General features: G+C 47.2%; 16 protein-coding genes and 1 tRNA gene. 8 read left to right on the top strand and 9 right to left on the bottom strand.

What is annotated here, in order from left to right:
- Positions 1 to 11 precede the first annotated feature (11 nt).
- The 3 genes from ACFI32_RS11405 to hisB all read right to left on the bottom strand — a co-directional run bounded on the left by ACFI32_RS11405 (position 12) and on the right by hisB (position 1,859).
- Positions 12 to 386: a hypothetical protein gene (locus ACFI32_RS11405; RefSeq protein ID WP_462626711.1), complete on the bottom strand. Its 375-nt coding sequence runs from the start codon at positions 384 to 386 to the stop codon at positions 12 to 14.
- A 166-nt stretch (positions 387 to 552) separates the two neighbouring features.
- The gene (gene hisH / locus ACFI32_RS11400) at positions 553 to 1,197 is read right to left on the bottom strand and encodes an imidazole glycerol phosphate synthase subunit HisH (RefSeq protein WP_462626710.1); all 645 of its coding nucleotides are present in this window, start codon (positions 1,195 to 1,197) and stop codon (positions 553 to 555) included.
- Entirely contained in the window at positions 1,197 to 1,859 is a 663-nt protein-coding gene (gene hisB / locus ACFI32_RS11395; protein WP_462626709.1) for an imidazoleglycerol-phosphate dehydratase HisB, read from the bottom strand. The genes hisH and hisB overlap by 1 nt, the downstream gene beginning before the upstream one ends.
- Before the next feature lie 318 nt (positions 1,860 to 2,177).
- Between hisB and ACFI32_RS11390 the strand changes: the two genes are divergently transcribed.
- The 4 genes from ACFI32_RS11390 (at position 2,178) to ACFI32_RS11375 (ending at position 4,350) form a co-directional block, all read left to right on the top strand.
- The gene (locus ACFI32_RS11390; protein ID WP_462626708.1) at positions 2,178 to 2,690 is read left to right on the top strand and encodes a hypothetical protein; all 513 of its coding nucleotides are present in this window, start codon (positions 2,178 to 2,180) and stop codon (positions 2,688 to 2,690) included.
- Between the two features lie 141 nt (positions 2,691 to 2,831).
- Positions 2,832 to 2,907: transfer RNA gene (locus ACFI32_RS11385), tRNA-Phe, on the top strand.
- Between the two features lie 192 nt (positions 2,908 to 3,099).
- Positions 3,100 to 3,600 carry a DUF4385 domain-containing protein gene (locus ACFI32_RS11380; RefSeq protein WP_462626707.1) on the top strand — a complete coding sequence of 167 codons (501 nt, stop codon included), beginning with the start codon at positions 3,100 to 3,102 and terminating at the stop codon, positions 3,598 to 3,600.
- A 42-nt stretch (positions 3,601 to 3,642) separates the two neighbouring features.
- Positions 3,643 to 4,350, top strand: a complete 708-nt coding sequence (locus ACFI32_RS11375) for a phosphoglycolate phosphatase (RefSeq protein WP_462626706.1) — start codon at positions 3,643 to 3,645, stop codon at positions 4,348 to 4,350.
- Positions 4,351 to 4,440: 90 nt separating this feature from the next.
- Here the strand turns inward: ACFI32_RS11375 and ACFI32_RS11370 are convergent, their stop codons facing one another.
- Together ACFI32_RS11370 and ACFI32_RS11365 are read right to left on the bottom strand one after the other, a co-directional pair.
- Positions 4,441 to 4,728: a YciI family protein gene (locus tag ACFI32_RS11370; RefSeq protein ID WP_462626705.1), complete on the bottom strand. Its 288-nt coding sequence runs from the start codon at positions 4,726 to 4,728 to the stop codon at positions 4,441 to 4,443.
- A gap of 138 nt (positions 4,729 to 4,866) precedes the next feature.
- The gene (locus ACFI32_RS11365; RefSeq protein ID WP_462626704.1) at positions 4,867 to 6,393 is read right to left on the bottom strand and encodes a YifB family Mg chelatase-like AAA ATPase; all 1,527 of its coding nucleotides are present in this window, start codon (positions 6,391 to 6,393) and stop codon (positions 4,867 to 4,869) included.
- A 399-nt stretch (positions 6,394 to 6,792) separates the two neighbouring features.
- Here ACFI32_RS11365 and hemN point away from each other — a divergent pair, with 399 nt between their 5' ends.
- Positions 6,793 to 8,256, top strand: a complete 1,464-nt coding sequence (gene hemN, locus ACFI32_RS11360; RefSeq protein ID WP_462626736.1) for an oxygen-independent coproporphyrinogen III oxidase — start codon at positions 6,793 to 6,795, stop codon at positions 8,254 to 8,256.
- 96 nt (positions 8,257 to 8,352) lie between these two features.
- On the opposite strand, the gene ACFI32_RS11355 is transcribed toward hemN, so the two are convergent.
- Positions 8,353 to 8,904, bottom strand: a complete 552-nt coding sequence (locus tag ACFI32_RS11355; RefSeq protein WP_462626703.1) for a porin family protein — start codon at positions 8,902 to 8,904, stop codon at positions 8,353 to 8,355.
- A 291-nt stretch (positions 8,905 to 9,195) separates the two neighbouring features.
- On the opposite strand from ACFI32_RS11355, the gene ACFI32_RS11350 reads away from it, so the two are divergent.
- Positions 9,196 to 10,428 carry an 8-amino-7-oxononanoate synthase gene (locus ACFI32_RS11350; RefSeq protein WP_462626702.1) on the top strand — a complete coding sequence of 411 codons (1,233 nt, stop codon included), beginning with the start codon at positions 9,196 to 9,198 and terminating at the stop codon, positions 10,426 to 10,428.
- A 49-nt stretch (positions 10,429 to 10,477) separates the two neighbouring features.
- On the top strand, positions 10,478 to 11,290 hold the full coding sequence (locus tag ACFI32_RS11345) for a methyltransferase domain-containing protein (protein WP_462626701.1): 813 nt from the start codon (positions 10,478 to 10,480) through the stop codon (positions 11,288 to 11,290).
- Between the two features lie 128 nt (positions 11,291 to 11,418).
- Here ACFI32_RS11345 and dnaK read toward each other — a convergent pair whose 3' ends face one another.
- Together dnaK and grpE are read right to left on the bottom strand one after the other, a co-directional pair.
- Positions 11,419 to 13,362 (bottom strand): molecular chaperone DnaK, encoded by a 1,944-nt coding sequence (gene dnaK, locus ACFI32_RS11340; protein WP_462626700.1) that lies wholly within the window; start codon positions 13,360 to 13,362, stop codon positions 11,419 to 11,421.
- Between the two features lie 235 nt (positions 13,363 to 13,597).
- Entirely contained in the window at positions 13,598 to 14,203 is a 606-nt protein-coding gene (grpE, locus tag ACFI32_RS11335; protein ID WP_462626699.1) for a nucleotide exchange factor GrpE, read from the bottom strand.
- Between the two features lie 595 nt (positions 14,204 to 14,798).
- Here grpE and ACFI32_RS11330 point away from each other — a divergent pair.
- Complete coding sequence (locus ACFI32_RS11330) at positions 14,799 to 14,981, top strand: hypothetical protein (protein WP_462626698.1); 183 nt, start codon at positions 14,799 to 14,801, stop codon at positions 14,979 to 14,981.
- Between the two features lie 92 nt (positions 14,982 to 15,073).
- Here ACFI32_RS11330 and ACFI32_RS11325 read toward each other — a convergent pair whose 3' ends face one another.
- Positions 15,074 to 15,958, bottom strand: coding sequence for a fatty acid desaturase family protein (locus tag ACFI32_RS11325; protein ID WP_462626697.1), 885 nt, complete (start codon positions 15,956 to 15,958; stop codon positions 15,074 to 15,076).
- Between the last annotated feature and the right edge of the window lie 35 nt (positions 15,959 to 15,993).

Below are 15,993 nucleotides of genomic sequence, written 5' to 3'. Positions count from 1 at the left end.
AAACGGACTGATTAATAGTCCGTTTTTTTATGGCGTCTGACGACAGATTTGGGTTGGCTGGTGGGATGAAACAGTTTTGTCCAGCGTGTTATCGCAAACAGCATATAAGGCCAAAAGCAGGTATTGAGCAGGTCATGGATACTGTCGCCCCAAGCTACCTTTGTATTTGTTCTGAGGTTATAGCGTATGTCTAAATATTCGCCCAGTAATGCAATACTAGTAGCCGCGATTAACGCGATATATTTGGGCGCATTGCTGTGACGAAACAGCGGCCGAGAGAGCGCTAACGTCAGCAAATAGACCCCGATGCCCACATAAATATGTAAGGCGTCTTTTTCCAATCCCGTCGCAGCAATAACATGCTGCTTAAAAACATGAAATTCCAATCGTCTCTCTCACGCGTTATCTATCTTATAAGTTTACGCAGTGTATATCAGTTTGTACGCTGCTGTATCACGCAAACGCTGAGCCTGAGTACCTCTATCGTAACTTAAGGGCTAAGCGCTCAAACCACCCAGATAGGCCGTGCGATTACTATTGGATATCAAGGTATTAAATATCCCACTCTACAAAGTTCTTCAGCAGTTGCAAGCCTGCGGTATGGCTTTTTTCTGGGTGGAACTGAGTGGCAAACAGATTGTCTTTGATGACACTGGCGCAAAACGGTTGCCCATAGTCACAGATGGCCGCGACGATGCTACTATCGGCAGGCGCGCAGTAATAACTGTGTACAAAATAAAAGTGCTCGTTGTCTTCAATGCCCTGCCACAGCGGGTGGGCGCGGTTCATCTCGCTGATGGTGTTCCAGCCCATATGCGGCACTTTAATCAACGCACCTTGCTGATCGCGCCACGTGGGGTCAAACGCAGGTACTTCACCGTCCAAGATACCAAGACACGGCGTACCGCCATTTTCTGCGGATTGGGTAAACAGCGCCTGCATACCAACGCAAACGGCCATCACAGGCTTGTTAAACACCGCATCACGTACCACCTCATCGATGCCTGCCTCTCTCATACCAGCGATACAGTCACGCATCGCGCCAACACCAGGGAAGACGATTTTGTCGGCTGCCGCCACCACTTTTGGATCGTTGGTGATCGACACTTCGGCACCAACCACGGTAAGCGCTTTGCCAACTGAGTGTAGGTTCCCCATGCCATAATCTAATACCGCAACCTTAACTGCGTTAGGCATTACAACGCCTCCTTAGTCGATGGTAAGGTGTTCAGTGCGCGCTCATCATACTCACAGGCCATACGCAGGGCGCGGGCAAAGGCTTTAAAGGTACTCTCGATTTGATGGTGACTGTTTTTGCCTTTGAGATTGTCCAAGTGCACCGTCATCCATGCATGATTGACAAAGCCATAAAAGAATTCGCTAAACAAATCAACATCGAAGCTGCCCACATGTGAGCGGGTAAATGGAATGTCCATGTGCAAACCCGGACGGCCTGAAATATCCACCACGGCGCGCGTCAACGACTCATCAAGCGGTGCATAAAAATGCCCATAACGGCGAATGCCCTTTTTGTCACCTAGCGCTTTAGCAAACGCTTGTCCCATGGTGATACCCGTATCTTCAACGCTATGGTGGTCATCGATATGCACATCGCCAGTACATTTGACATCGAGGTCAAACAAACCATGACGCTTGATCTGATCGAGCATATGATCCAAAAATGGCACGCCCGTATCAATAACCCCTTGGCCTGTGCCATCTAGGTTGACAGTGCAAGTGATTTGGGTTTCAGCAGTATCCCGTGTGACGCTGGCGGTACGCGCGGTACGGCCATGCAAATGCTGGCTGGTGGTCGTTTGGGTGGGCTCTGATTGCTGCGTGTTTACATTGGCTGTCATGGCGACTCTCTATAACGATAAAATCAATAAAAACCGTAACTATGGATGGTGGCGCAGGCCTAGGGCGTGTTCCTATTTTAAAAATGGTGATAAAAATGAGATCAATCGAAGACAAACAAGCAAAATAGCGCAGGTAATATCGAGATATTAACCCGCTATTTGACGCCGTTTGGCAAAGATATTGAGCCATTTTTAGCCCATGTAGTAATAAACGTTTGAATTAGGAACACGCTCTCATAACGGATCGGCGCAAATGCCTCTCATCATAGCAAACCCACGGGGCTACTGCCATGATCTAACCGCAAACTGCGCGCAAATATGCCGTATTCTGCTAAAATAACGTCTTTGATATTATCAATCATCTTGCCAAGCGCTCATCTTAAGCGCCGCATTACTGAGGAGCTTGCCATGCCTTTAGAAGCCATTGCCATCAACCGCTTGGATGCACCACTGATCAAAAAGCCCAGCCGCGAGCATGAGCTGGCAGAGCGTTTGCGTGCGTTGTACGCAAGCAACGACTACAGCGCGACTGACACCGACGTGTTGGCTATTATCGAGCAAGGTTTTGCACGCGGTGATTGGCTGTATGTGGGCATGTTTAACGACAAGCCCATTGCCGCGCTTGCCTGTTTTGACGATGGGCAAACCGATGCCAAGCGCTTGCAGTATTTGACTGTCCATCCGCAAAACCACAATCGCGGTATTGAAGGTAAATTTATCAAGATGGTCTATGATGCCGAAGTCAAAAAAGGCACTCGGCAGTTTGTGCCTGCCGATGACGAGATTCACCGTATTATGAGTGAATATGAGCTGCTACGTGTTAAAAACTAAGACTGCTTACCGTAAATATACCGCTTAAGAGATGCCTGATAAATCTACGTTACCTACTTTTTTTGATTTTTTATTGCAAATATTATAGAAATGTCTTGACAGAAGCGCTCATATTTAGTTTAATAGCGCCTCAACGAAGACGGCTCGATAGCTCAGTAGGTAGAGCAACGGATTGAAAATCCGTGTGTCGGCAGTTCGATCCTGCCTCGAGCCACCATTCGTTAATCAGATTCTTAAAAGCCCCGAACAGCGATGTTTGGGGCTTTTTTTATGTTTATTATTTATACTCATCACACACCGTCACCATCGCATAACACTTTTGTGCTTTTTTCTACACCGCTTGGCTCAGTATACTCAATCATCAAAGACGAGTAGATACCCATTATAATACAGAGCCTAGGTGGCAAATATGAGAGAGTTTGATTACGACTTAGATTATAAAAACCTAGATCTACGCGCCCATCCTGAGCTGTACCGCGTCGGTCGCGGCGAGCAAGGTGTCTTACTGGTCGAGCCATATAAGTCTGAAATCTTACCGCATTGGCGCTTTGCCACGCCTGAGATTGCCACCGAGAGTAGTGAGACGATTTACCAGATGTTTTTGGACTATTTGGCTGACGATGACTTTGTCGGTGCGGACATGGCGCGTAAATTTATCCAAATGGGCTATACCCGCGCCCGCCGTTATGCCAATCATAAAGGCGGTAAAAAATATAAAGGCGCTGTCCCTGACGATAAAAAAGGCCAAAGCGGTGCACATGGGCGCGAAGAATTACCACGACAAATCGAGGACCCAATTAAAGCAGAATCGGCGCGTATATTTAAGGTTAAGTGGGATAAGTGTCGTGAGAACGAAGATTATCTAAGAATGAAAAAAGAACACCGCGAGCGTTATAAAGACGTTGAATAACCGCAAGAGAAAATGCAAACACTTTAACCAATAGGCACAGCAATGAATAAAAAAGAAATGAACAATAACGACAAGCAACTTTTGATTTTTGATTTTGATGGCACTTTGATCGATAGCGTACCTGATTTGGCTGATGCCACCAACGCGATGCTGACCACCCTTGACAAAGACACCTATCCAATTGAGACGATACGCAATTGGATAGGCAATGGCTCACGAATGCTCGTAGAACGCGCTTTAGTCGGTGATGTCACTGTGCCAGAGGGCGCACTGACTCAAGCCGAAGCCGATCACGCAGAGGAAGTATTTTTTGAAGCCTATAAAAACCTCAGTGGTAGCAAGACTGTCGCCTATCCAGATGTCGATAGCGGACTTAAAAAACTCCATGCCGCAGGCTATACGCTCGCTCTAGTCACCAACAAGCCCATTCGCTTTGTGCCAAAAATATTAGCCTCATTTGACTGGCAAGAGCTGTTTAGCGAAGTGATGGGCGGTGACAGTTTGCCCGTCAAAAAACCAGACCCAGCGCCCCTACTGCATGTCTGTACTCAATTGGGGATTACTCCTGACAAAGCGATTATGATTGGCGATTCTAGAAACGACATCTTGGCGGGTCAAAACGCCAATATGGACACGCTGGGGCTGTCTTATGGCTATAACTACGGACAAGATATTCGCGAGCTCAACCCGACCAAAGCCTTTGATAATTTTGCTGATTTGGTGGGTTATATATTGAGCCAACATGATTAAGCACACTGAACCGTCAAAAGTACATACGACCCTTTTTGTTTATGTCATCTGATAAAAAGATTTTTACTAGCCACGCTTACACCTAAATTCTTATTCTAATAAGAATACCAGTTGCTTATCAGTTTTACTTGGTATGAATTCAATCAAGTCATAGTCAGCGACGTTGTTTTGTTTGAAAGGATCTTTGGCAATGATTTTTTCCAACTCATCTTTCGATTTTATATGAGATAAAATGATACCGCCACTTCTCGGTACTTTGCGTCCAGAAGCTAAAAAATTGCCAAGCTCATATTGTTCATCTAGAAAATCAACATGCTTTTGAAGCAACTGTTCGATTATTTCTAGCTCAGCTTTGTAAGTCAGATTGATAATAAACATCTAAATACTTCCTTTTATTTGATTCTATTTTTATACTTACTGAAGTAGGTAATAGTTGACCATCCTTAAATAAATAAGGGTAAACCTCAAGTTAATCGATAGACTTCTAGATGGTTGAAAGACAGGTTGAAATAATTTTTATTTAGCGCGATAACTCAGCGCCTCAGATACATGGGCGCTATTAATATCTGTACTATTCGCCAAATCAGCGATGGTGCGCGCCACACGCAGCACTCGATGGTAGCCACGTGCGGATAAATTCAAGCGCTGCTGCGCAAGTTGCAAAAGTTGCTTTTCACTATCGCCAAGCTCAATATACTGATCAATTTCGCTCGGGCTCAGCTCGTTATTGACTTTTTGCTGCCGTTTTACTTGCTGCTGATGCGCGGCGGCGACTCGCTCGCGTACTTGTTTTGAGGTCTCACCTGCTTGCGCATTTTGCAAGTCAGCAATCGGCAATGCTGGTACGGTAATATGCAGATCAATACGGTCTAATAGTGGCCCTGAGAGCTTGTCTTGATAGCGTTTGATCTGCTCAGGTCGACAGCGGCAGCGACCTGAGGTATCGCCATCATATCCGCATGGGCACGGATTCATAGCAGCGACCAGTTGGAAATTGGCGGGAAAGGTCATTTGCGAGTTGGCTCGGCTGATGGTGACTTGCTTGGCTTCTAACGGCTGGCGCAACACCTCAAGCACGCTTCGATCAAACTCTGGCAGCTCGTCTAAAAACAACACCCCTTTATTGGCCAGCGTGATCTCACCTGGTTTGGGCCGTGAGCCGCCGCCAACCAAGGCTACAGCGGATATGGTATGATGCACTTGCCGAAATGGCCTTGTCCCATAGTCATAATCGCTGTCTGCTACCGAATACGTGCTGGCCACCTCAAGCGCATCTTCATCGCTTAGATCCGGCAATATCGTCGGCAACCGTGACGCCATCAGCGTTTTACCAGAACCTGGCGGCCCTGTGAATAACAATGAATGACCACCAGCAGCGGCAATCTCAAGGGCGCGGCGTGCGTGGTGCTGTCCTTTGACATCCGCTAAATCTACTTGATAGCCGACCTGCTGCGGTGCTGGACTAGGCTGCACCACCTCCAAACACTCATAAGATCCGCTTGGATCAGTCAGTGACTGCAGGTGGTCGCAGACCGCTTTGAGACTCTGCGCGGCCAATATCGTCACCCCATCGACGCGACTGGCCTCACGTCCATTATCAACGGGTACAATAAGCTGCGGTCTCTGCGCTAGTGTTGATGCCAATCCTTTGGCTTTGATCGCACGGGCAACTGCCAAACTGCCTGTCACTTGGCGCAGCTCACCGTTGAGTGCCAACTCACCGATGAACTCAAACCCTGATAGTACCTCTGGTTCCAGCTGCCCGCTTGCCGCCAATATACCGATGGCGATGGGTAAGTCTAGGCGCGCGCCATCTTTGGGCAGATCGGCAGGGGCTAAGTTAATCGTTAACCGCCGATTGGGAAACTGAAAGCCAGAGTTCAGAATAGCAGAGCGCACTCTGTCTTTGCTCTCGCGCACGGCCGCTTCTGGTAGACCAACAATGGTTAGTGCTGGTAGTCCTTGCGATAGATGAACCTCAATAATGACTTTGGGTGCATGTAAACCAACGACCGAACGGGTATAGACTTGAGCAAATGACATAAGGCAGCTTCCAGAGGCAGGAGCTAATGATAATAATGTATTCTCTATCAGCGCGCAAATGTTGTGTCTCAAGACTTTTTTATCAAAGGCAGCAGCTAATGCGTATCGAAAAAATAACAGGAGCTCGGCAACTATCGTCAATCATCGTCATGGTGATCACACCACACTCTAAGCAAGGATTTGTTATAATAGTGACCATCTTTGATGACTCATAACAGGTAGCCAATAGTACAGGTGCATGCTACGGTCATCTGGCAGTCCAGTTTTGGTCACTTTTGATCCCTGTGCTGTCATACACTGAAGTAATATGAGGAACACCGCATGACAGACCATTCTCAACAGAATACTTCGCAGCCTTATAACCATGCTGAAGCTTCACCATCGACCACACGTCCTGTAATGCAGACACAAAGCCCTTACGCCAGTCCGCGCGGCACACTGGGCAGCAAGCAGCTGCCAGCCTTTGATGAAACGCTGATTCACAAATATAATCGCTCAGGGCCTCGCTACACCTCCTACCCCACCGCTTTAGAGTTCACGCCCATTGAGGCAGATACAGAACTGCGGATTCTACAAAACCGTGAATCGCGCGCGCCACTCTCGCTATATTTTCATATTCCGTTTTGTCGTCACCTTTGCTACTACTGCGCCTGTAATAAAATCATCACCAAAAAAAATAGCGATTCAGGTGACTACCTGCAGTATTTGATCGCCGAGGTCAAACAAAAACGCCGTCTGCTGGCTACCCCTGAAACTGGCGATAAACCATTGGTTAAGCAGCTGCACTTGGGCGGTGGTACGCCTACGTTCTTGCGCGATGAAGAGTTGGTGCAGTTGTGGCAGTTCTTGCAGACACAGTTTGAATTTTTACCAGAAGATGAAGGCGATTACTCCATCGAAATTGATCCGCGTGAGCTTGGTGATTCGACACTACAAACTTTGCGCAGCCTTGGTTTTAATCGTATCAGCTTGGGCGTGCAAGACTTAGAAGATGCGGTACAAATTGCGGTCAACCGCGTACATTCAGCAGAACTGATCGCCAATATTTTGGCAGAAGCGCGCGAGCTGGGCTTTCACTCCATTAATATTGATCTGATTTATGGCCTACCGCAGCAAACCCCAGCCAGTTTGGATCACACCATTCACCGTATTATTGAGATGGCACCAGATCGGTTATCTATCTTCAACTATGCCCATCTGCCAGAACGCTTTAAAGCGCAGCGGCAAATCAAAGATGACCAGCTGCCCACGCCTGCAGACAAACTGACCATGCTGGGCAACACCATCAATACCTTAACTGAGGCTGGCTATCAATATATCGGTATTGATCACTTTGCCAAACCTGATGACGAGCTGGCTATTGCACAGCGTGAGGGTAAGCTGCACCGCAATTTCCAAGGCTATACCATCATGGGTGATTGCGACTTGCTGGGCTTTGGTGTCTCTGCCATCAGCCAAATCAGCAATGCCAGCACCCGTTATATTTTGCAAAACGCAACTGACTTGACCTTATATCAACAGCATATCACTACCGCGATGCGTAACCCTGCGCGCTTGCCAGCGGTCAAAGTCATCAAAACCTCAATCAAAGATCGCTTGCGCGAATACGTTATCATGAACCTACTGTGTCATGACTATATTGATTTTAAAGACGTCAATCAAAAATTTGGTATCGATGCCATCACCTATTTTATTGATGAAATTGCGCAACTGAGTGACATGCAGCAAGATAAGTTGATTGATATGGATGCGGCGGGTATTCGTATTTTGCCCAAGGGACGGTTACTAGGGCGTAATGTGGCCATGGTGTTTGATACATATTTAAAAACCAAGCACCAAGATCGATTTTCTAAAGTGATTTAATAAAATAGGGACACGACCTAATGATATAAAAAAAGCGGCCACACAAGGTGACCGCTTTTTTGTTTGTCCAGTTGCTATAGTTGCATCATAGTGGACTTAGAATTTTAGGTTAGCACCAATGGTCATCAAATCGTTATCGCTACCGAGCATGTCGTATTCTGCTTCGATACCAAAGTTAGGATTGACATTGTAACCAAGACCAACACCGCCAGCTAAACTGGTATCGTCACTAGAGTAATTAACTTTAGTAGCATTTACGCCATTAATTAAAGTATAGTCGCCATCAACTTCAGTTTTGGCAATACCCAGCTTACCTTTGGCATAGACTGCTGTATTTGGGAAAGCATAACGATAGGTACCATAAGCGCCATACGTTTTGGCATCGATATCGCCGTTATTGTAGTCTGCATCATCGGATCCAACATATTCGACTTCTGCGCCGAAGTTTGGATCAAAGTTATAGCCTGCATAGACACCATAAGCGGTTGGATCGTCTGCGCCATCGACATCAACGTCGAACTGACCGACTTTAGCACCCACGTATGGCTGACCTGTATAACCGCTACCATAAGACACTGCTGCTTGTGCGCCAACAGTCATCAATGAGCCCGCAGTTAACGCAAGTAATGTTTTTTGTAGTGTTTTCATCGTCATCTCCTTAGAATCAATTTAAGCAAAGCAAGTCATGTAATTGTATTGACTATCTTGGTCATATCGCCTTGCTTGCTAACGATGAATACATAGTAACAAATCGTGTCAGACACACTGTCATCGTTTGAGGGTATGCGAGTTAAGTTTTGCAAGTAATTATCAGCGGGCGGGTTACAAAGGCTAGGATATGAAATCTTTTGTTACATGCCTCGTTTTTGTGCAATACTTCCTACGTATTATCCATTTTTTATTCGTTTTGGATAAACCCAATCTACGGAATCCGTTCATATGCCCGCTTCTATCCAAACGCAGCTGCGCGCTGCCTTAGACCAACTCAAGGACAAACAGCAATATCGTCAGCTACCTGATATTGAGCACCAAGGTCGTTATGTGATCAGCGGCGGTAAGTCGCTAGTGAATATTGCCAGTAATGACTATTTGGGGCTTGGTAGCAATGCTGAGTTACAGCGCGAGTTTTTAGCACATATAAAGCAGCAGCCTATAGACCACCTACCCAAAATGAGTGCCACGTCATCGCGCCTGCTGACGGGTAATGACCATCAGCTATCGGTGTTAGAGTCCGAGCTGCAGGCATGGTATGTGTCCGCTACGCAGCATCAAGCCGCGCCCAAGTCAGCATTGGTGTTTAACAGCGGCTATCATGCCAATATTGGTATTCTGCCAGCGCTCACCGCCTTGCCCGTCAAGACACTGATCTTAGCCGACAAACTGGTACACGCCAGCATAATTGACGGTATTCGTCTCAGTCAAAGCAAGCTGTGTACCTATCGTCGCTATCGGCATAATGACTATGCACAGCTGGCGACCATGCTCGCCCAAGCGGACGAAGATATAGAGCGTATCATCATTGTCACCGAAAGTATCTTTAGTATGGATGGCGACCGCGCGGATCTACCTGCTTTGGTCGCGCTCAAAGCGCTGGATGACCGTATTGAGCTGTATGTCGATGAAGCACATGCCGTTGGAGTACTGGGTGCGCAAGGGTTGGGATTGGCAGAAGAGACGCAAACCTTGGCTGATATTGATTATCTGGTCGGTACCTTTGGCAAGGCTTTTGCCTCAGTAGGAGCTTATATGTTATGTGATGAGGTGGTCAAGTTGTGGCTGATCAACCACATGCGGCCGCTGATTTTTAGCACCGCCCTACCACCGATCAATCACGCGTGGACGCGTTTTATCTTGGCAAAAATGCCACAGATGCAGCCCCTACGTCTGCATCTGGCACAGATTTCTTTACAACTTAGCCAAACCATCAGCGTCGATCATCGTGTATCATCAGCGCCGCAAACGCTGACTTATCAGTCGCCTATTGTGCCTTATATACTGGGGGATAATGCCTCTACCATGGCCAAAGCCCAACAGCTGCAAGCGGCAGGATTTTATGCGTTGCCAATTCGGCCACCAACCGTGCCTGCCAATACCGCCCGTATTCGTTTGGTACTCAACGCAGCAATCAGTCACGCCGACTGTGAGCGGTTGATTGCCGTGTTGGATACGTGAAGGACATCACTTTTGGTCAGCCTCATTCGTTTGATATTGAAGAACTACTATGAAACACCACGCCACTGCATCGGTGCTGAGCGCACGTAAGCAGACCATCGCCCGCCACTTTGCCAAGGCGGCTGAATACGATCAGCATGCCCATATTCAGCAGCTGGTTTGTGAGCAGCTGCTTCATTGCATTAGCTGTCAGCAGCATGACAGTGTACTGGAGGTGGGCGCAGGGACAGGCCAGCTGACGCGGCTACTCGCGGAGACTATTGACAGTCCGTATTGGTTGATTAACGAGTTGTGCGCTGAGCAAGCCGCGCGCCTGCAAACGCTACTGCCAACCGCTACGATGTCCATTGGTGATGCCGAAAGCCTAAACTTGGGCGATAACCACAGCTTAATCATCAGTGCCAATGCCATTCAATGGTTTGATGCACCGCTACATTTTATCGCACAGTCTGCCACAAGGCTGCAATCGGGCGGACAACTGCTGGCCAGCACCTTTACGCCCAATAACTTTTTGCAGATCAAAGCGCTGACGGGTCAAGGGCTTGACTATCCCGCACTATCTGCGTGGCAGCACGCACTCGATGAGACCCAGCTTGAGCGCGTCACACTATCCACGCAGCGCTTTGAGGTACCTTTTACTAGTCCTTATGACGTGCTCAAACACATGAAACTAACAGGTGTTTCTACCCATCAAACGCAGCAGCAACCTTATGGCGACGGACACTCTTTTCGATGGACAAAAGCGCGTCTGCAGGCGTTTGAACAAGATTACTGGCAGCAATTTTCAGGAACCGATGCAGACGGTCAGCCATGTGTCTATCTGACTTATGAGATCTTGATTATCGACGCGCATTTGCCTTGAGATGGCGTGGATATTTAGTGGTAGAAAGCTGTTATACATTTATCATGAATTAACGCCATAAAAAAACGCACCCCTTAAGGTGCGTTTTTTATTACAACAGCATAGTTATCTCAGATGAACTGGGATAGTTATTTTTTGTCGTCATTCACTTCAGTGAATTCTGCATCAACCACGTCATCGTCTGCTTGGTTGTTGTCTGCCGCGCCTTCAGCACCTTGTTGGAACTGGCTTGGGTCAACACCTTCAGCACCTGCACCAGAATCAGCATAGATTTTTTGGCTGATTGGCAAAAACGCATTGTCTAACGCTTCAAGCTTGGCTTTGATTTCGTCGTGATCGTCTTCTTTTGCCGCCGCTTCAAGATCAGAAATGGCCGTTTCTACCATTTCTTTTTCGTCTGCAGTTACTTTATCTTCAGCGTCTTTAAGCGCTTTTTGTACCGCATGGATACGGCCATCTGCTTCGTTACGCACTTGCGCAAGGTTGGCAAATTTTTCGTCTTCAGCCGCATTGGCTTCAGCGTCACGTACCATTTGTTCGACTTCGTCATCCGACAAACCAGAGTCTGCTTTGATTTGGATGCTTTGTGCTTTACCCGTACCTTTGTCTTTCGCTGAGATGTTCATGATGCCGTCAGCGTTGATGTCAAAGGTCACTTCGATTTGTGGCATACCACGTGGTGCTGGTGGAATGTCCGTCAAGTCAAAGCGGCCAAGCTGTTTGTTCTGGTTAGCGATTTTACGCTCACCTTGATACACCTGAATGGTTACTGCTGGCTGGTTGTCATCAGCCGTTGAGAACACTTGTGATTTCTTAGTCGGAATCATGGTGTTTTTCTCAATGATTGGCGTCATCACACCGCCCATTGTTTCAATACCAAGGGTCAATGGCGTCACATCAAGTAGCAAGACGTCAGTTTTGTCGCCAGACAATACCGCGCCTTGAATCGCAGCACCTGCAGCGACCGCTTCATCAGGGTTCACGTCTTTACGTGGCTCTTGACCAAAGAAATCTTCTACTTTTTTCTGTACCAATGGCATACGCGTCTGGCCACCGACCAAGATAACGTCATTGATGTCACCAGCTTTTAGGCCTGCATCTTCAAGGGCGATTCTGCAAGGCTCTACGGTACGCTGTACCAAATCTTCAGTCAAGCCTTCAAGTTTTGAGCGGCTGATGGTGATGACCAAATGCTTAGGGCCACTGCTGTCAGCAGTGATGTAAGGTAGGTTCACTTCAGTGCTCTGAGAGCTTGATAGCTCAATTTTGGCTTTTTCAGCGGCTTCTTTAAGACGCTGCATGGCAAGAGAATCACCTTTTAGGTTCACGTCTTGCTCTTTTTTGAACTCGTTAACCAAATAGTCGATCAACGCTGAGTCAAAGTCTTCACCGCCCAAGAAGGTATCACCATTGGTGGCCAATACTTCAAATTGCTGTTCGCCATCAACGTCTGCAATTTCGATGATTGACACGTCAAAAGTACCGCCACCCAAGTCATAAACGGCAATGGTGCGATCGCCTTGCTTTTTGTCCATGCCATAAGCAAGGGCAGCTGCCGTTGGCTCGTTGATGATACGCTTCACATCAAGACCTGCGATTTTACCGGCATCTTTGGTCGCTTGACGCTGTGAATCGTTAAAGTAAGCAGGAACGGTGATAACCGCTTCAGTGACTGACTCACCAAGATAGTCTTCTGCTGTTTTCTTCATTTTCTTCAAGATTTCAGCAGATACCTGTGGCGGCGCCAGCTTTTTGCCGTTCACTTCGACCCATGCATCACCATTGTCGGCTTTGGCGATTTTGTATGGCACCATGCCGATGTCTTTTTGTACCACTTTGTCATCAAAGCGACGACCAATCAGACGTTTGATGGCAAACAATGTGTTATTTGGGTTGGTCACTGCTTGACGTTTTGCAGACTGACCAACAAGGGTTTCGTCGTCTTTGTAGGCAACGATTGAAGGTGTTGTACGGGTACCTTCAGCGTTTTCGATGACCTTGACTTTGTCGCCTTCCATCACAGCTACGCAAGAGTTGGTTGTACCTAAGTCAATACCAATCACTTTACCCATAATCAATTACTCCCAATTTTTTTAAGTTACTGTTTCAATGAAATGATTGTGTTATATATGCTGCCAACGCGCGTAAGAATCCGCGCGGTTAAGCGCGGCTCGGCGTGACATATCAGACCGTAAGTGGTCACTTGTTGCTTTATATCGGTTTGCGCCTGTATTTTTTCAAGTCTACGGTGACGCAATCATTCGCTTTTCTGTGAAGATTTGTGAATATCCTCACCTTTAATAAGGGTTACTGACCAATCTGTACCATGGCTGGGCGCAATAGGCGACCATTTAGGCTATACCCTTTTTGTAGGACGTTACCAACCGTGTCAGCGTCTGCGTTCGGGTCAATGCCCACGGCTTCATGAAGATCCGCGTTGAACTTCTCACCTTGTGGGTTGACCACTTCAACGCCGTTTTTAGTCAGTACATTTAATAGGGCTTTATGAGTCAAACGCACCCCTTCAATTACGGCATCATCGCCTTCAGCGTTGTCAATGGCGCGCTCTAAGTTATCAACCACGTCGAGCAGCTCTTTGGCAAATTTTTGTAGGGCAAATTTTTTGCTCTTATCGGCTTCTTGCTCCATACGCTTTTGCGCGTTGTAAGCTTCTGCATTGGCGCGGGCGGTGCCTTCTTTGGCTTGTTTGACTTCGCCCTCAAGCTCAGCGATACGCGCTTCAAAGGTTTGCAAATTGACATCGTTCTTGATGGTCGCGTTGTCGCCTGAATTATTTTCAGGATCAAACTCATCAATGGCTTCTTCTAGAATACTGGTGTCATGGTCAATATTGCTGTGTGTCGCTTTTGGGTCGGTAGTATCAAACTCATGGTTGGGTGCTTGTTCGCTCATGATAACTCCTTAGGATGATTAATAATGATGCTCAAATTCAAAATCAAATCGGTCATGGTCTGTAGTCACTGCGTTAGTCTGAGTGCAGGTGATATGGCCAGCCCACGCCTGTTTTATTTATTGGACGCCAATCAAGCGGATTAGCTGCTTGATAAAGGTTATGCAGGTAAATTTCAAGCCTAAACGCTAGGAATTTTTTATGCAAGGTGCAACAAGAGTGCTAAATCGTCTCACAAGCATGGCGGATTTTTGTAGCCTCTGACACCATACCCCACTGACAGGCTCTACTATGTTGTTGTAATTATTTAATTTTTGTTTTTAACAAAAAATAGGACAGAACGTCTTATTTACAGATAAGCTGTCTATCACTATGTATAGTGGTTTGCTAAGGTAAACCCTATGAGATTGGCAATCTTGTCCGTTGTGATGGTCAAGACCAATTACTGGCGACGCGCTACATGTGGTTCATCACAGCTTAGTGGTGTTACTGGGTGAATGAATGCATCATGTTACCGCATGAGTAAGTACATAACCACGCAGTCGCCGATCAGCTGCTGACCCATCTAATAAAATTTAATAAATAATGGAGGCTACTATGCCGCAGACCAGTTACCAAACCAGCATCAGTGATAAAGATACCGCCGACAAAGTTGTAAGCGATGGCGGCGCGGTTCAAGGCGTCAAATGGATCAATATCAATACCGAAAAAGGCATCATTGTGGTCACCCACAGCGAAGATTATGACGAGGCGGCCTTCAAGTCCATCGCTGGTCTTTAACGCCCTCTTTGTTTAGAAACACTGATATATAACACCAAAAAACCACTCGTGCAGTGGTTTTTTTTGGCGTGATTCATGGTGATAGCGATGGTTCAGAGATAAGGGACATGAGCACGTCCATATCTAGAGCCATTAACATTTGCCGTGCGTGATGGCACAAACACGGTCTGAGTGTCGACGATATTGGCCGTCTTACGTCTCGGCAATACGGGCTGCTGAGTCCACTGCGGCGCGTGACGCTCAAGGCGCGCAGCCAACATAGGCAGATGGTTGGTCGGCACCGCAGGATACAGGTGATGCTCAATATGATAGAGCAGGTTAAAGGTAAGTAAGTTTGCCAGTGGTCGGCGCTCACTACGGGCATAAACGGTTTCATCACAGTCATGATGCACGCTCCACACCGCAAAAAACCCCACCAGCGTATTGGCCAGTAGCATGACGGCAACATGATACAGCAGTACGGGGTGCTGAATTATGGCGGCGGCGGCAACAACCGAAAGGATCAACAACATATCAATGACCACCCACAGTCGGTGGTGCATACGACCATGGCATAACCCAAACCACTGGATACGTACAGAAAACCACGCGCCGCCCAATATGGCTTGATACCACGGCAGACGTGCCCAGTTGCCCTCAACATCGCCTGCGCCCAGTGGGTCATGGTGATGGTTGAGGTGGGTGCGGCGAATCGCATGAGTACTGCATAGCATGGTGATACTAAGCAGCAGTAATACCAGCTCGTTAGCTGCTTTATTGACCCCAAGCGTTCGATGATAGGCATCATGTGCTTGTCTGAGCGCGGCGGTAAAAAATAAAAAAGAGGCCATCAGTGCCAGCAGCCACCATGACTTTGCAGCAAAAAACCATGATGCCAATAAAAAAGGCAGAGGCAGTATCAGATTGTATAACACTTGCTTGCGACTTAAGTGACACAAATCCTGCCACGCTACCGCTGCTAAAGATGGATGTCGCATCGCTCGCTCCTTGTCTTATTTTTATATTTTTATTT

The sequence above is a fragment of the Psychrobacter sp. PSi21 genome (genome assembly GCF_054960615.1).
This window is presented reverse-complemented; position numbering and strand designations above follow the sequence as displayed.

What these genes read in the sequence shown, in the direction of transcription:
- hisH (WP_462626710.1), bottom strand. Translation starts at nt 1,197, where the DNA reads ATGCCTAACGCAGTTAAGGTTGCGGTATTAGATTATGGCATGGGGAAC.
- hisB (WP_462626709.1), bottom strand. Translation starts at nt 1,859, where the DNA reads ATGACAGCCAATGTAAACACGCAGCAATCAGAGCCCACCCAAACGACC.
- ACFI32_RS11390 (WP_462626708.1), top strand. Translation starts at nt 2,178, where the DNA reads ATGCCGTATTCTGCTAAAATAACGTCTTTGATATTATCAATCATCTTG.
- ACFI32_RS11380 (WP_462626707.1), top strand. Translation starts at nt 3,100, where the DNA reads ATGAGAGAGTTTGATTACGACTTAGATTATAAAAACCTAGATCTACGC.
- ACFI32_RS11375 (WP_462626706.1), top strand. Translation starts at nt 3,643, where the DNA reads ATGAATAAAAAAGAAATGAACAATAACGACAAGCAACTTTTGATTTTT.
- ACFI32_RS11370 (WP_462626705.1), bottom strand. Translation starts at nt 4,728, where the DNA reads ATGTTTATTATCAATCTGACTTACAAAGCTGAGCTAGAAATAATCGAA.
- ACFI32_RS11365 (WP_462626704.1), bottom strand. Translation starts at nt 6,393, where the DNA reads ATGTCATTTGCTCAAGTCTATACCCGTTCGGTCGTTGGTTTACATGCA.
- hemN (WP_462626736.1), top strand. Translation starts at nt 6,793, where the DNA reads ATGCAGACACAAAGCCCTTACGCCAGTCCGCGCGGCACACTGGGCAGC.
- ACFI32_RS11355 (WP_462626703.1), bottom strand. Translation starts at nt 8,904, where the DNA reads ATGAAAACACTACAAAAAACATTACTTGCGTTAACTGCGGGCTCATTG.
- ACFI32_RS11350 (WP_462626702.1), top strand. Translation starts at nt 9,196, where the DNA reads ATGCCCGCTTCTATCCAAACGCAGCTGCGCGCTGCCTTAGACCAACTC.
- ACFI32_RS11345 (WP_462626701.1), top strand. Translation starts at nt 10,478, where the DNA reads ATGAAACACCACGCCACTGCATCGGTGCTGAGCGCACGTAAGCAGACC.
- dnaK (WP_462626700.1), bottom strand. Translation starts at nt 13,362, where the DNA reads ATGGGTAAAGTGATTGGTATTGACTTAGGTACAACCAACTCTTGCGTA.
- grpE (WP_462626699.1), bottom strand. Translation starts at nt 14,203, where the DNA reads ATGAGCGAACAAGCACCCAACCATGAGTTTGATACTACCGACCCAAAA.
- ACFI32_RS11330 (WP_462626698.1), top strand. Translation starts at nt 14,799, where the DNA reads ATGCCGCAGACCAGTTACCAAACCAGCATCAGTGATAAAGATACCGCC.
- ACFI32_RS11325 (WP_462626697.1), bottom strand. Translation starts at nt 15,958, where the DNA reads ATGCGACATCCATCTTTAGCAGCGGTAGCGTGGCAGGATTTGTGTCAC.